We start from the raw sequence: 12,261 nt of genomic DNA, 5'->3' as shown, positions 1-12,261 counted from the left end.
GCTTCCCAGGACAGACTCCAAAGACGCGAGCCCAGAAAATCGTCTGGTGGTGCGTCTTCACGGCGATGATGAGTTTTATCGTGTACGTGGTATTCAAAAACATCTTCTTCCGTTAAAACAACAACCCCGGCCGCGGCCGGGGTTGTTGTTTGCGGAGTAGTTCAATCCGGCGTGATGACGAGCCTGCCGTGCTGGACCTCGATCCTCACGCGCTGGCCGGGTGGGAAGCCGGCCTGTTCACGCATCCAGAAAATTATCTGGTGGTGCGTCTTCACTGCGATGATGGGTTTTATTGTGTATGTGGTGCTGAAAAATATCTTCTTCCGTTAAAGCAACAAACCCGGCGCTGGCCGGGTTTGTTGTTTGTGGGTTGTTCAGTTGCGTTTGCTGCGTCTTTGAAGCATGGCGTCGGCCTCTGGCGCGATCATGTACCGGCCGGCGACCCTGTAGTCATAGTCCGGGATGATGGTGATGTGGCCGCAGCGGTGATCGACGCTGAACATGACCTGCTGTCCGGGCAGGAAGCCTGCCTGTTCGAGCAGCGTATCGGTGATCTTCATCCACGGAAAGGCGGAATGTTTGCCGTGTTCCTGCGTGCTGTCTGTGGCAGGCCCTTCCTCAAGTGCACGTCATGGCGCGATTTCCGGTGTGTTCTGAATCGCCCGACACTCGCTGAGTGATGGGGTGAGTGGGTTTCACCGTCGCAAGCCCGCACGCGCACCACAATAAGGCACAAAAACGCCCCACTGCGGTGCGAGCCCCGTCTCCCTCCCGGCTACTCCCCACCGCACCGCCATGGCACAAACCTTGCTTCAAAACCTCCCACGATGCTGCCGCGTCCTGACGGCAGCCGACCGCTCGCCGCCACCACCGCTCAACCACTATGACCCGATCGACCCTCCGTCCCGCGCGCCGCGCCTGGCTCGCCGCACTGTTGCTCTCGCCCGTTCTCGCACTCAACGCACCCGCCGCTCACGCGGATACGCTCGATAACATCGCCAAAGCCGGGGTACTCAAGGTCGCCGTGCCGGAAGACTATCCGCCGTTCGGCTCGGTCGGCGCGGACATGAAGCCGCAAGGCTATGACATCGATACCGCCACCCTGCTCGCGAAATCGATGAACGTGAAGCTCGAACTCGTGCCGGTCAACAGCGCGAACCGCATTCCGTATCTGCAAACAGGCAAGGTCGATCTGGTCATCTCGTCGCTCGGTAAAACGCCGGATCGCGAGAAGGTCATCGATTTCTCAACCGCCTATGCGCCGTACTATCAAGGCGTGTTCGGTCCCGCCGACATCAAGGTCGCAAGCCCCGCCGATCTCACCGGCAAAACGGTCGGCGCCACGCGCGGCGCACTCGAGGAAATCGGTCTCACGCAAATGGCGCCAAACGCCACCATCAAACGTTTCGAAGACAACAACGCAACCATCGCCGCGTTCCTCTCGGGTCAGGTGCAGTTGATCGCCGCCGGTAACATCGTGGCCGCCGCGATCCTCGCGAAGAATCCGCCGCGTCGTCCGGAACCGAAGTTCGTCATCAAGAACTCGCCGTGCTTCGTCGGCATGAACAAGAACGAAGGCCGCCTGCAGCAGAAGGTCAACGCCGCTATCGCGCAAGCGAAACAGGACGGCACACTCAACTCGATGTCGAAAAAATGGTTCGGCGCACCACTGCCGACAGATCTGTAAGCGCATCGTTAGCTGGCCTTGATACCGTGGTCGGCTAATCCGGCATTGCACCTGTCGTGGACGCATCCCGTGTGCAGCACACAATGCGTCCACGACTTGCAGCGCCTGTCACTGTCGCCGCCTGCCCCTCGGGACAGGCGCAACCCTAAGCACATAATCGATGAAGCTGACACCTCGCGAGAAGGACAAGCTGCTGATTTTCACCGCCGCGCTGCTCGCCGAACGGCGCCGCGCGCGCGGTCTCAAACTGAATTATCCGGAGGCGATCGCCTTCATCACCGCCGCGCTGATGGAAGCCGCCCGCGACGGCAAAACCGTCGCCGAGGTCATGCACTACGGCACCACGCTGCTGACGCGCGCCGACGTGATGGAAGGCGTGCCCGAGATGATCCCTGACATCCAGGTCGAAGCCACCTTCCCCGACGGCACCAAGCTCGTCACCGTTCACCATCCGATCCCGTAAGGCAGGCCCCATGATTCCCGGCGAACTCCTCGTCGACGACGGCGAACACGAACTCAACGCGGGCCGCGCCACCGTCACGGTGGTCGTATCGAATACCGGCGACCGGCCGGTGCAGATCGGCTCGCACTATCATTTCCACGAAGTGAACGCGGCCCTGTCGTTCGATCGCGAAGCAGCACGCGGCTTCCGGCTGAACATCGCGGCAGGCACCGCCGTGCGCTTCGAGCCCGGCCAGGAACGCACCGTCGAACTGGTCGAACTGGCGGGCGAGCGCGTCGTCTACGGCTTCAACGGCAAGGTAATGGGCAAGCTTTGACGCGTCACTCACGCGCACCTGCTTCGACCGCCCTGCTCTTTCCCGGACCCACACCATGACATTACGCATTGGCCGCCGCGCATACGCGGAAATGTTCGGCCCCACCACCGGCGACCGCGTGCGCCTCGCCGATACCGAACTGCTGATCGAAGTCGAGCGCGACTTCACGACCTACGGCGAAGAAGTGAAATTCGGCGGCGGCAAAGTGATTCGCGACGGCATGGGCCAGTCGCAGCGCGTGCACGCCGAGGTGGTCGATACCGTCGTCACGAACGCGGTGATTCTCGATCACTGGGGCATCGTCAAAGCCGACATCGGCGTCAAGAACGGCCGCATCGCCGCGATCGGCAAAGCCGGCAACCCGGACATCCAGCCGAACGTGACGATCGCGATCGGCGCGTCCACCGAAGTGATCGCCGGCGAAGGGTTGATCGTGACGGCGGGCGGCATCGATACGCACATTCACTTCATCAGCCCGCAGCAGATCGAAGAAGCACTCGCGAGCGGCGTGACGACGATGCTCGGCGGCGGCACCGGTCCAGCCACAGGCACGAACGCGACGACCTGCACGCCGGGTCCGTGGCATCTCGAACGGATGCTGCAAGCGGCCGATGGTTATCCGATGAATCTCGGCTTCCTCGGCAAGGGCAACGTGAGCCAGCCGCAGCCCGCTTTGGAGCAGATCGCGGCGGGCGCGATCGGTCTGAAGCTGCACGAAGACTGGGGCACGACGCCCGCCGCCATCGACAATTGTCTCTCTGTCGCCGACGACACCGACACGCAGGTCGCGATTCACACGGATACGTTGAACGAAGCGGGTTTCGTCGAAGCGACGGTTGCCGCGTTCAAGGGCCGCACGATCCACACGTATCACACGGAAGGCGCGGGCGGCGGCCATGCCCCGGACATCATCAAGGTGTGCGGCGAAGCGAACGTGCTGCCCTCGTCCACCAATCCGACGCGCCCGTACACCGTCAACACGCTCGACGAACATCTCGACATGCTGATGGTCTGCCATCACCTGGACCCGTCGATCGCGGAAGACATTGCGTTCGCCGAATCGCGCATCCGCCGCGAGACCATCGCGGCCGAAGATATCCTGCACGACCTCGGCGCGCTGTCGATGCTGTCGTCGGACTCGCAGGCGATGGGCCGTGTCGGCGAAGTGATCATCCGCACGTGGCAAACCGCGCACAAGATGAAGGTGCAACGCGGCGCGCTGCCTGAAGACAATGCGGACAACGCGCGCCACGACAATTTCCGCGCGAAGCGTTATGTCGCGAAGTACACGATCAACCCGGCGATCACGCACGGCATTTCGCATGAAGTCGGCTCGATCGAGCCGGGCAAGTGGGCCGACCTGGTGTTCTGGGAGCCGGCGTTTTTCGGCATCAAGCCGTCGCTGATTCTGAAGGGCGGCATGATCGCGATGGCGCAGATGGGCGACCCGAACGCGTCGATTCCGACGCCGCAGCCGGTGCATTATCGCGAGATGTTCGCGACGCGCGGCGGGGCGTTGGGCCGTACATCGCTGACCTTCGTCTCGCAGATGGCCGCCGATGCGGGCGTCGGCGAACGCTACGGCCTGAATAAGCGTATCGTTGCGGTGAAGAACTGCCGCAACATCACGAAGGCCGACATGATTCATAACGCGTGGCGCCCGGCGATCAGCGTCGATCCGGAAACGTATCAGGTGATCGCCGACGGTCAGTTGCTGACCTGCGAACCCGCGACGGTGCTGCCGATGGCGCAACGCTACTTCCTGTTCTAAACCATGCGCACTATCGACAAACTGATCGCGCCGCATCTGAAGCTCGCACCGGTTCTGGTGAAGCGCGCGCCGACCTTGACGCTCGCTTTCGACGACCGCCGCAAGAGCCGTCTCGCGGCAACGCTCGATAACGGCGAAGAAGTCGCGTTGCTGCTGCCGCGCGGCACGGTGCTGCGCGACGGCGATGTTCTGGTCGCCGACGACGGCGGGTTGGTTCGCATCGTGGCCGCGCCCGAGACGGTGCTTTACGTTCGCGCAAAAGATGCGCTGACGCTGACGCGCGCCGCCTATCACCTCGGCAATCGCCACACGCCGGTCGAAGTCGGCGCGGATTATCTGAAACTCGAATACGATCCGGTGCTGGCCGATATGCTCAAGCGCATCGGCGCGACGGTCGACCAGATGTCGATGCAGTTCCAGCCGGAATCCGGTGCATATGGCGGCGGCCACAAGCACGGTCACGACGAGACCTTCGCCGAAGACTATGCGCTCGCGCAGCAGGTGTTCGGCGAGCATCACGGGCACGAGCACTCGCACGATGATGAGCATGGTCACGCACATGATCACGCGCATGGTCATGAACACGGTCACAGCCACGCGCAGGGTCACTTGCATGAGCATGACCACGGCAGCGACCATTCGCACGATCACGGCGATCACGATCACGTCCACGACGAATCATGCGGCCACGGGCATCACAATCATCATGCGCATCGCTGAACTCACGGCGCTGCTGCATCTCGCGTCGCCGGCGCTGCCGATCGGCGCGTTCAGCTACTCGCAGGGTCTCGAAGCCGCCATCGAAGCGCAACTGGTCACCGATGCCGATTCCGCTCGCGACTGGATCGCCAGCGGTTTAACGGACGTGCTAGCGCACGGCGAGCTGCCGTTTCTAGCGCATCAGATCGAACGCTGGCGCGTGCACGATGCTGCGGGTCTCACTGAAGCGAATAGCGAATTTCTGGCCAGTCGGGAATCGGCCGAACTAAGGCGCGAAACGGAGCAGATGGGCTGGTCGCTGCGGCAGTTGTGCGTGTCCCTGGAATGGGGCGATGCATCGAGGCGCACGACGCTGGCTTCGATGACGCCTTTGGCCCAACCCACGGCTTTTGCGTTCGCAGCGTATGCACACGACGCAGCCGTCGACGCCGCCCTCGCCGCCTACGCGTTCAGCTGGGTGGAGAACCAGGCCGCCGCCGCGCTGAAAGCGGTGCCGCTCGGCCAGCTCGCCGGCCAACGGATCATCGTCGCGTTGCGCGGACCGATCGACGCCGCCGTCACGCGTGCACTCGCCACGTCACCCGAAAACATCAACACCTTCGCGCCGCAATTAGGCATTCTGTCGGCGCGTCATGAGTCACAATACTCGCGGCTCTTTCGCTCATAACAAAGATCCATCATGAACGCACCTCATCACCCCGCGCTTCGTACGAAGAAACTGCCGCCGCTGCGCGTGGGCGTCGGCGGCCCGGTCGGCTCGGGCAAGACCACGCTGCTCGAAATGCTCTGCAAGGCGATGCGCGAACAGTACGACCTCGTCGCGATCACCAACGACATCTATACGAAAGAAGATCAACGTCTGTTGACGGTAGCGGGCGCATTGCCGGCCGAACGGATCATGGGTGTGGAGACGGGCGGCTGCCCGCACACGGCGATTCGTGAAGACGCGTCGATCAACCTCGAAGCCGTCGACCGCATGCTGACGCGCTTTCCCGACGCGGACATCGTGTTCATCGAATCGGGCGGCGATAACCTGGCGGCGACGTTCAGCCCGGAGTTGTCGGACCTGACGATCTATGTGATCGACGTCGCCGGCGGCGAGAAGATTCCGCGCAAAGGCGGACCGGGGATCACGAAGTCGGACCTGCTGGTGATCAACAAGACGGATCTGGCGCCGATGGTCGGCGCGAATCTCGACGTGATGGCGTCCGACGCGAAGAAGATGCGCGGCGAGCGCCCCTTCGTGATGTGCAATCTGAAGGCGCTCGATGGGCTGGATGAGGTGGTGAAGTTTATCGAGAAGAAGGGATTGTTGAAGGTTTGAGCTTCACTCACCCGGATGGCATTCGAGCAGGAATGCCATCATTTCGGTCCCATCCTTCGACAGATAGAAGCGCACCATCTTTTCGTTGAAGTCGCCCGCGCGCTGCGCCGGGACGCTGATGGCGTCGATGCCGTTCGACATGAGCACGCCGTTCATCATGAAGCGTGACGTGCGCTTGTTGCCGTCGAAGAAGAATTGCTGCAACGCGCCGAACAGGAAGAACGCGCAGCCACGTTCGAAGGCATTCGAGACCTGATCGGTCAACGCGCGGGTTCCCGCAGCAAAAACCCGGTTAAGTTCGGGAGCACCCGCCACGGTCGGCAGCGGCGTATATCGCCCTGCCTCACCCAACGCTACGTCGGGCGTGTACCGGGTTTCATCTCCTTCACCGCGGAACACGCCCCACTCCAACGCCTCGTTACGTGCAACCAGACGATGCAGATCGCAAAACGTCGCTTTGTCGAGCGCAAAACTACCGTTCTGTACGATCGCCAGCAAACGTTTCGAACTCTCCGCGAGGTTCAGGACTTGCTCCTGATCAGAGATCTTCCGTCCGCCCACCGTTACGCCATCGAGCAGTGTCTTGACCTCGGGGAACGTAAAAGGATTACCTTCGAGCACGCTCGCATCCCACACGAATTCCGGCAGCATCCGATGAAAACGGAAGCACACCCGTTTGATCGAATGGGTCGGCATGTCTTGCGGAATCGCGGCGCGGTCCCATTGGAAGCCGAGGTCGGTGAAAAGCGTCATGGCAGATCGTGAAGAATGCGGTTCGAGTCACAGGGCGGTCGGCGCTCAAGCCCGGTGTTGGCAGAATATACGATTTATCGGCACACAAAGCGATAACGCGAGCGCCACAATTTGCGGCGCTCGAATCGCTACTCCGGCAACACCGCCATCAACACATCCACCGTCCGCGCCGTGGCCCCGCGATGGCGCGCGGCAAACGCCGAGGCCGCCCCACCCATCGCCAGCCGCCGTGCCTTGTCGCCGAATAGTTCGCGCAGCACGCGCGCCAGATCGGCCGGGTCTTGCACCTGCACCGCCGCGCCGGCCGCGACCGCATCGGCGGTGGCTTGCGTGAAGTTGAACACGTGCGGCCCGATCAGCACCGGCACGCCCACGGCGCACGCCTCGATCAGATTCTGGCCACCCAGCGGCAGCAGACTTCCGCCGATGAACGCCAGATCCGAAGCGGCATAGTAAGCGCCCAACTCGCCCATCGAATCGCCGAGCAGCACGTTCACGTCTGACGGCAAAGCAGACGTACCACCCGCTGCGGCGCCAGCAGCAGAAGCCACAGCAGCAGCCGGTGCCCACATCGAACGCCGCTCCATGCGCAACCCAGCCTTCTCGACCAGCGCCGCCACTTCGTTAAACCGCTGCGGATGACGCGGTACCAGAATCAGCAACGCATTGTCGACGCCGAGCGCCGCGAACGCCTGCAGCACCAGCGCCTCTTCGCCTTCGCGCGTACTCGCCGCGACCCACACCGGCCGCGCACCGATCGCCGCGCGCCACGCATGACCGCGCGCCGCCAGTTCGGGCGGCGTGTTCATATCGAACTTGAGATTGCCGAGCACCGCGACATTGCGCGCACCCAACGCCGTGAGCCGCTCCGCATCCGACGGACTCTGCGCCAGCACACGCGCAAAACCGCCGAACACGTCCTTGGTCGCATTGCCGAACTTGGCCGCCCGCTTGAACGAACGCGCTGACATCCGCGCATTGGTGAGCACCAGCGGCACATCCGCGCGACGGCATTCATCGATCAGCGTCGGCCACACTTCGGTTTCCATCACCAGCCCGAGCGATGGCCGCCACGTCCGCAAAAACCGCCGCACCGCGTGCGGCATGTCGTACGGCAAATAGCTGCGCAACACGCGGTCGCCGAAAATCTGCTCGCCGGTTGCACGCCCGCTCGGCGTCATATGCGTAAGAAGAATCCGCGCGTCGGGCCGCGCCTTCATCAGCGCGTCGATCAGCGGTTGCGCGGCGCGCGTCTCGCCCACGGATACCGCATGCACCCAGATCAGCGGCGCGTTGTCTTCCTGCAGCCGGCCACGCGCGTAACCGAAACGCTCGCCAATATGCTCGCGATAGCCGCGCTCCTTGCGCGAGCGGATCAGCAAACGCAACACGGCAAGCGGCGCGACGATCCACCAGAGCGCGTTATAAATCGCCCTCAGCATCGGCGCTCCGCTTTTCGCCGCGTGTGTTTCAGCCCGCCTGGCAAGGAGAGAGCGGCGCTCAAACCAGCGCCCTGCCCTTCAGGCGCTCGAGAATGCCGAGCGGCGCGCATTCCGGCTGCGCCATCGCCTTGACCGGCAGGAAGAAAGTCTGTTCCAGCATGAACTGGCCGGACATCACCGCATGCGACGTGTGGTCGGAGAAACACACCCACACGCTGCCCGGCGGAAACGGCATGGTCTCTTGCGGGCACGACTTCTGATACGCGAGGTCGGCCTTCATGCCGTCGTGCAGATTCAGCATCAGGTGGTCGTATTCGCTGCGCGGCGATTTGGTCACGTGCAGCAGATTCAAAAGCCATGCGGAGCCGGGCATCTGCGGTTTGATGCGCGGCAGGAACCGTTTGGCCATGTCCTCGAACGGCTCGCCGACGCGCCACACGCGCGGCACGCCTTGCGGATTGACGTTGGTGAACACCCGCAGGATGCGCTCGCCGTAGTTCGGCCGCGACGGGAATGCGTCCACATGCAAACGGCTATCGTCCTTGCGCCAGGAGGTCTGGCGCGTTTCCACTTTATGCAGCCGCAGGCTCGTCGGCGCGACGCGCAGCTTGCCGTTGTATTCGGGAAAAAGTCCATCGACCAGCGTGCGCGCATTGGCCTGATAACGCGCGATCAACGCGCGTACCGCCGATTGCGTGACGGCGTCGCCGGCCACGCCGTGCAGCGCGCCGCCATTCGGTTCGAGGCTGATGTTCTTGCGGTTCGGATCGGCGAGCGCCGGATCGAGCAGCGCCTGCTCGCCGCCTTCGACCGCAAAGCGCAGATTCGGGAAATACAGCACTTTGCCGCGTTCGACGGCGGCCAGCAGCGTCTCGCGCGGCACGGACAGGTTGCGCCCGTGCCAGTCAGCGGTGGCAACTTCGATGATCTGGGTTTCGTTCATGGTCGCCCTTGAAAACGGATGAAGCGTGAGGCGAAGCGCACGCCGCGTTACAGCAGGCCGAAACCGGCCAGTGCGGACTTCACCTGTTGCAGCGTGGGCGGCTGCCCGGCCGTGCCGAGATTGACGACGTTCGGCGACCAGTAGCCGCCGGTACGCCACGCGGTGGCGAAATTGTACAACTCGACCGTCGGCCGCTTCAGCGCCGCCGCGATATGAACTAGACCTGTGTCAACCCCGACCGTCGCGGCCGCGCCTTCGATCAGGCCGACCACCGCCGGCAACGACAGGCGCGGCGGCACGATCGCCGCGGCGCCGAATTCCCTGGCCAGACGTTCGCTGGTGGCGCGCTCTTCTTCGCTGCCCCACGGCAACACGATCGACGCGCCGCGCCGCACCAGCGACTGGCCCAGTTCGATCCACGCGGTATCGGGCCATTGCTTGTCGGCGCGGGAGGTGGCGTGGACGAACACCACGTACGGCACCGGCAGGTTCAGATTCGCCTCCGACAACGCCAGCGCCGCGCGCCCGGTGTCGAGACCGAAATCGATATCGTCGGTGGGTTGCGGCTGCGGGTCGTTCAGCGCCGCGGCCACCAGCTGGCGCGTGCGTTCGACCACGTGCGTGCGCGGCTCGATCGGCACGCGCTTGTCGTAGAAGAAACGCACCGGCCATTCGAAGCCCGCGCCGTCGGTGCGGTTCGCGAGGCCGACCAGCGACCCGCGCGCCATCCGCGCGACCCATGCGGTCTTGATGAGCCCCTGGCAGTCGATCACCAGATCGTAGTTCTCGGCGGCGAGCGCGCGGCGGAACGCGCCGATCTCGCGCCAGTTGTCAGCCGAAAAGAGGCGCTTGCGCCAGCGCCGCAGCGACACGGGAATCGCCCGGTGCACGCCGCCCACGAGCTGCACGAGCCCCACGAAGCTCTCTTCGACGAGCCAGTCGATCTGCGCTTGCGGATGGCGGCGCAGGATGTCGGCGATCACCGGCATGTTGTGAACGACGTCGCCCAGTGACGACACCCTCACTATTAGTATCTTTTGCACGCTCAAGTGTGGGAAAACCGGCTATCCGGCCCGAAGATGCGTTGAGAGAGAGCCCCCGAACCTGTCGCTTCGCGCCAGGCCCCCGAGGGGGCGAGTAAACTTTGGATGGCAATTCTAGCGCGCCACGGGTCGATGGCATGAAAAAACGCGGCGCGGTAAGTGAAACCCGCGCCGCGTTCGACAGCGGCCTGCGGTTCAATTCGAACCGCGCCGCCGCTGGAGCCTTTAGAACGGCAGCTTCGCGTCGGCCTTCTCCGCGAGGATCACGCGGCGGAAGTCTTCCTGGATGCGCTTGAGCGCTGCGTCGTTATCGGCCTCGAAACGCATCACGACCACCGGCGTGGTGTTCGACGAACGCGCGAGACCAAAGCCGTCCGGATACTCGACGCGCAGGCCGTCGATCTTCACGACGTCGTCCGCGCCGGTGAACTTCGCGTTCTGCTGCAAGCGCGCGATCAGTGCGAAGTTTTCGCCTTCTTCGAGCTTCAGCTGCAGTTCCGGCGTGGAATGCGAGTTCGGCAGCGAGTTCAGCAGTTGGCTCGGATCGGCCACGCGCGTGAGGATTTCCAGCAAACGCGCGCCGGTGTACAGGCCGTCGTCGAAGCCGTACCAGCGGTCCTTGAAGAACACGTGACCGCTCATTTCGCCTGCCAGCGGCGCGCCGGTTTCGCGCAGCTTCGCCTTCACGAGCGAGTGGCCGGTCTTCCACATCAGCGGTTCGCCGCCCTTGTCCTTCACCCACTTGGCCAGGTTGCGCGTGCACTTCACGTCGTAAATGATCTGCGCGCCCTTGTTGCGCGACAGCACTTCTTCGGCGAACAGCATCAGTTGGCGGTCCGGATAAATGATCTGGCCGTCTTTGGTGACGACGCCGAGGCGGTCGCCGTCGCCGTCGAACGCGAAACCGATTTCAGCGTCGGTTTCCTTCAGCGCGCGGATCACGTCCTGGAGATTCTCCGGGTGTGCCGGGTCCGGGTGGTGATTCGGGAAGTTGCCGTCGATCTCGGTGAACAGTTCGACCAGTTCGCAGCCGAGCTTCCGGAAGAGCCTGGGCGCCAGGCCGCCCGCCACGCCGTTGCCGGTGTCGACCACGATCTTGATCGGGCGCGCGAGCTTGACGTCGCTCGCGATGCGGTCGAGATAGGCATCGGCGATGTCGTACTCGGTGTAGGTGCCGCTGCCGGTAGCGAAGTTATCGTCGACGATGCGCTGATGCAGCGCGAGAATCTGCTCGCCGTAAATGGCCGCGCCGCGCAGCACCATCTTGAAGCCGTTGTAGTCCGGCGGATTGTGGCTGCCCGTCACGACGATGCACGAATCGACGCGGCGTTCGCCGCCTTCGAGCTGCAACGGCACGCTGGCCGCGAAGTAGCCGACCGGCGTGGGCACCATGCCGACGTTGACCACGTCGACGCCCGCCGCGCGCAAACCGTCCGATAGCGCCTGGATCAGCTCGGGACCCGACAGGCGGCCGTCACGCGCGACCACCACGGCGTCGCCGCCTTGCGCCCGCACTTCGCTGCCGAACGCGCGGCCGATCGACCGGGCTGTGTCGGCATCGAGCGTCTTGCCGATCACACCGCGAATGTCATACGCCTTGAAAATAGATTTGGAGATCATGTTGGCTCACTTGCGTGCAATGGAAAATTTTGACCGACACTTCGCCTATTGATCGGTAAATTGCTCGTTAACCGATCGGTACAACTTCGCGAAGCGCCCTTGCCGGAAGCGATCCGGTTCCAACTTATAATTGCGCTTTTCGGACTTGCCTTATAGACGCCTATTCTAATGCTTAGACG

At 63.3% G+C, this 12,261-nt stretch carries 14 protein-coding genes; 8 read left to right on the top strand and 6 right to left on the bottom strand.

Annotated features, from left to right (window positions below; translation table 11 throughout):
- Window positions 1-161: 161 nt before the first annotated feature.
- A complete protein-coding gene (locus SB772_RS29645) occupies window positions 162-209 on the bottom strand; it encodes a hypothetical protein (protein ID WP_410836801.1) in 48 nt (15 codons plus the stop codon).
- On the opposite strand from SB772_RS29645, the gene SB772_RS29640 reads away from it, so the two are divergent.
- The 8 genes from SB772_RS29640 (at window position 189) to ureG (ending at window position 6,281) form a co-directional block, all read left to right on the top strand.
- Window positions 189-680: a hypothetical protein gene (locus SB772_RS29640; RefSeq protein WP_410836812.1), complete on the top strand. Its 492-nt coding sequence runs from the start codon at window positions 189-191 to the stop codon at window positions 678-680. The two genes, SB772_RS29645 and SB772_RS29640, sit on opposite strands and share 21 nt — an antisense overlap.
- Before the next feature lie 203 nt (window positions 681-883).
- Window positions 884-1,687, top strand: a complete 804-nt coding sequence (locus SB772_RS29635) for a transporter substrate-binding domain-containing protein (protein ID WP_410836712.1) — start codon at window positions 884-886, stop codon at window positions 1,685-1,687.
- Window positions 1,688-1,847: 160 nt separating this feature from the next.
- Window positions 1,848-2,150 carry an urease subunit gamma gene (gene ureA, locus SB772_RS29630; RefSeq protein ID WP_054041799.1) on the top strand — a complete coding sequence of 101 codons (303 nt, stop codon included), beginning with the start codon at window positions 1,848-1,850 and terminating at the stop codon, window positions 2,148-2,150.
- Between the two features lie 10 nt (window positions 2,151-2,160).
- Window positions 2,161-2,466, top strand: a complete 306-nt coding sequence (locus SB772_RS29625) for an urease subunit beta (protein WP_410836711.1) — start codon at window positions 2,161-2,163, stop codon at window positions 2,464-2,466.
- A gap of 55 nt (window positions 2,467-2,521) precedes the next feature.
- Window positions 2,522-4,237, top strand: coding sequence for an urease subunit alpha (gene ureC, locus SB772_RS29620; RefSeq protein WP_410836710.1), 1,716 nt, complete (start codon window positions 2,522-2,524; stop codon window positions 4,235-4,237).
- Window positions 4,238-4,240: 3 nt separating this feature from the next.
- Entirely contained in the window at window positions 4,241-4,957 is a 717-nt protein-coding gene (gene ureE, locus SB772_RS29615) for an urease accessory protein UreE (RefSeq protein WP_410836709.1), read from the top strand.
- Window positions 4,944-5,624, top strand: coding sequence for an urease accessory protein UreF (locus SB772_RS29610; RefSeq protein ID WP_410836800.1), 681 nt, complete (start codon window positions 4,944-4,946; stop codon window positions 5,622-5,624). The genes ureE and SB772_RS29610 overlap by 14 nt, the downstream gene beginning before the upstream one ends.
- Before the next feature lie 12 nt (window positions 5,625-5,636).
- Window positions 5,637-6,281 (top strand): urease accessory protein UreG, encoded by a 645-nt coding sequence (gene ureG, locus SB772_RS29605; RefSeq protein WP_341312988.1) that lies wholly within the window; start codon window positions 5,637-5,639, stop codon window positions 6,279-6,281.
- Window positions 6,282-6,284: 3 nt separating this feature from the next.
- Here the strand turns inward: ureG and SB772_RS29600 are convergent, their stop codons facing one another.
- The 5 genes from SB772_RS29600 to SB772_RS29580 all read right to left on the bottom strand — a co-directional run bounded on the left by SB772_RS29600 (window position 6,285) and on the right by SB772_RS29580 (window position 12,082).
- A complete protein-coding gene (locus SB772_RS29600) occupies window positions 6,285-7,034 on the bottom strand; it encodes a Fic family protein (RefSeq protein ID WP_410836708.1) in 750 nt (249 codons plus the stop codon).
- 128 nt (window positions 7,035-7,162) lie between these two features.
- The gene (waaA, locus tag SB772_RS29595) at window positions 7,163-8,476 is read right to left on the bottom strand and encodes a lipid IV(A) 3-deoxy-D-manno-octulosonic acid transferase (protein WP_410836707.1); all 1,314 of its coding nucleotides are present in this window, start codon (window positions 8,474-8,476) and stop codon (window positions 7,163-7,165) included.
- Window positions 8,477-8,534: 58 nt separating this feature from the next.
- The gene (locus SB772_RS29590) at window positions 8,535-9,419 is read right to left on the bottom strand and encodes a Kdo hydroxylase family protein (RefSeq protein WP_410836706.1); all 885 of its coding nucleotides are present in this window, start codon (window positions 9,417-9,419) and stop codon (window positions 8,535-8,537) included.
- A gap of 47 nt (window positions 9,420-9,466) precedes the next feature.
- On the bottom strand, window positions 9,467-10,468 hold the full coding sequence (waaC, locus tag SB772_RS29585) for a lipopolysaccharide heptosyltransferase I (protein ID WP_410836705.1): 1,002 nt from the start codon (window positions 10,466-10,468) through the stop codon (window positions 9,467-9,469).
- 219 nt (window positions 10,469-10,687) lie between these two features.
- Entirely contained in the window at window positions 10,688-12,082 is a 1,395-nt protein-coding gene (locus SB772_RS29580; RefSeq protein ID WP_410836704.1) for a phosphomannomutase/phosphoglucomutase, read from the bottom strand.
- Between the last annotated feature and the right edge of the window lie 179 nt (window positions 12,083-12,261).

The organism is Paraburkholderia sp. SIMBA_030, from assembly GCF_046535245.1.
GTDB lineage: Bacteria > Pseudomonadota > Gammaproteobacteria > Burkholderiales > Burkholderiaceae > Paraburkholderia.
This window is presented reverse-complemented; position numbering and strand designations above follow the sequence as displayed.

Coding starts and splice junctions, on each gene's coding strand:
- SB772_RS29590 (WP_410836706.1), bottom strand. CDS start 9,419: ATGAACGAAACCCAGATCATCGAAGTTGCCACCGCTGACTGGCACGGG.
- SB772_RS29600 (WP_410836708.1), bottom strand. CDS start 7,034: ATGACGCTTTTCACCGACCTCGGCTTCCAATGGGACCGCGCCGCGATT.
- SB772_RS29580 (WP_410836704.1), bottom strand. CDS start 12,082: ATGATCTCCAAATCTATTTTCAAGGCGTATGACATTCGCGGTGTGATC.
- SB772_RS29610 (WP_410836800.1), top strand. CDS start 4,944: ATGCGCATCGCTGAACTCACGGCGCTGCTGCATCTCGCGTCGCCGGCG.
- ureA (WP_054041799.1), top strand. CDS start 1,848: ATGAAGCTGACACCTCGCGAGAAGGACAAGCTGCTGATTTTCACCGCC.
- SB772_RS29625 (WP_410836711.1), top strand. CDS start 2,161: ATGATTCCCGGCGAACTCCTCGTCGACGACGGCGAACACGAACTCAAC.
- SB772_RS29635 (WP_410836712.1), top strand. CDS start 884: ATGACCCGATCGACCCTCCGTCCCGCGCGCCGCGCCTGGCTCGCCGCA.
- ureG (WP_341312988.1), top strand. CDS start 5,637: ATGAACGCACCTCATCACCCCGCGCTTCGTACGAAGAAACTGCCGCCG.
- ureC (WP_410836710.1), top strand. CDS start 2,522: ATGACATTACGCATTGGCCGCCGCGCATACGCGGAAATGTTCGGCCCC.
- ureE (WP_410836709.1), top strand. CDS start 4,241: ATGCGCACTATCGACAAACTGATCGCGCCGCATCTGAAGCTCGCACCG.
- waaA (WP_410836707.1), bottom strand. CDS start 8,476: ATGCTGAGGGCGATTTATAACGCGCTCTGGTGGATCGTCGCGCCGCTT.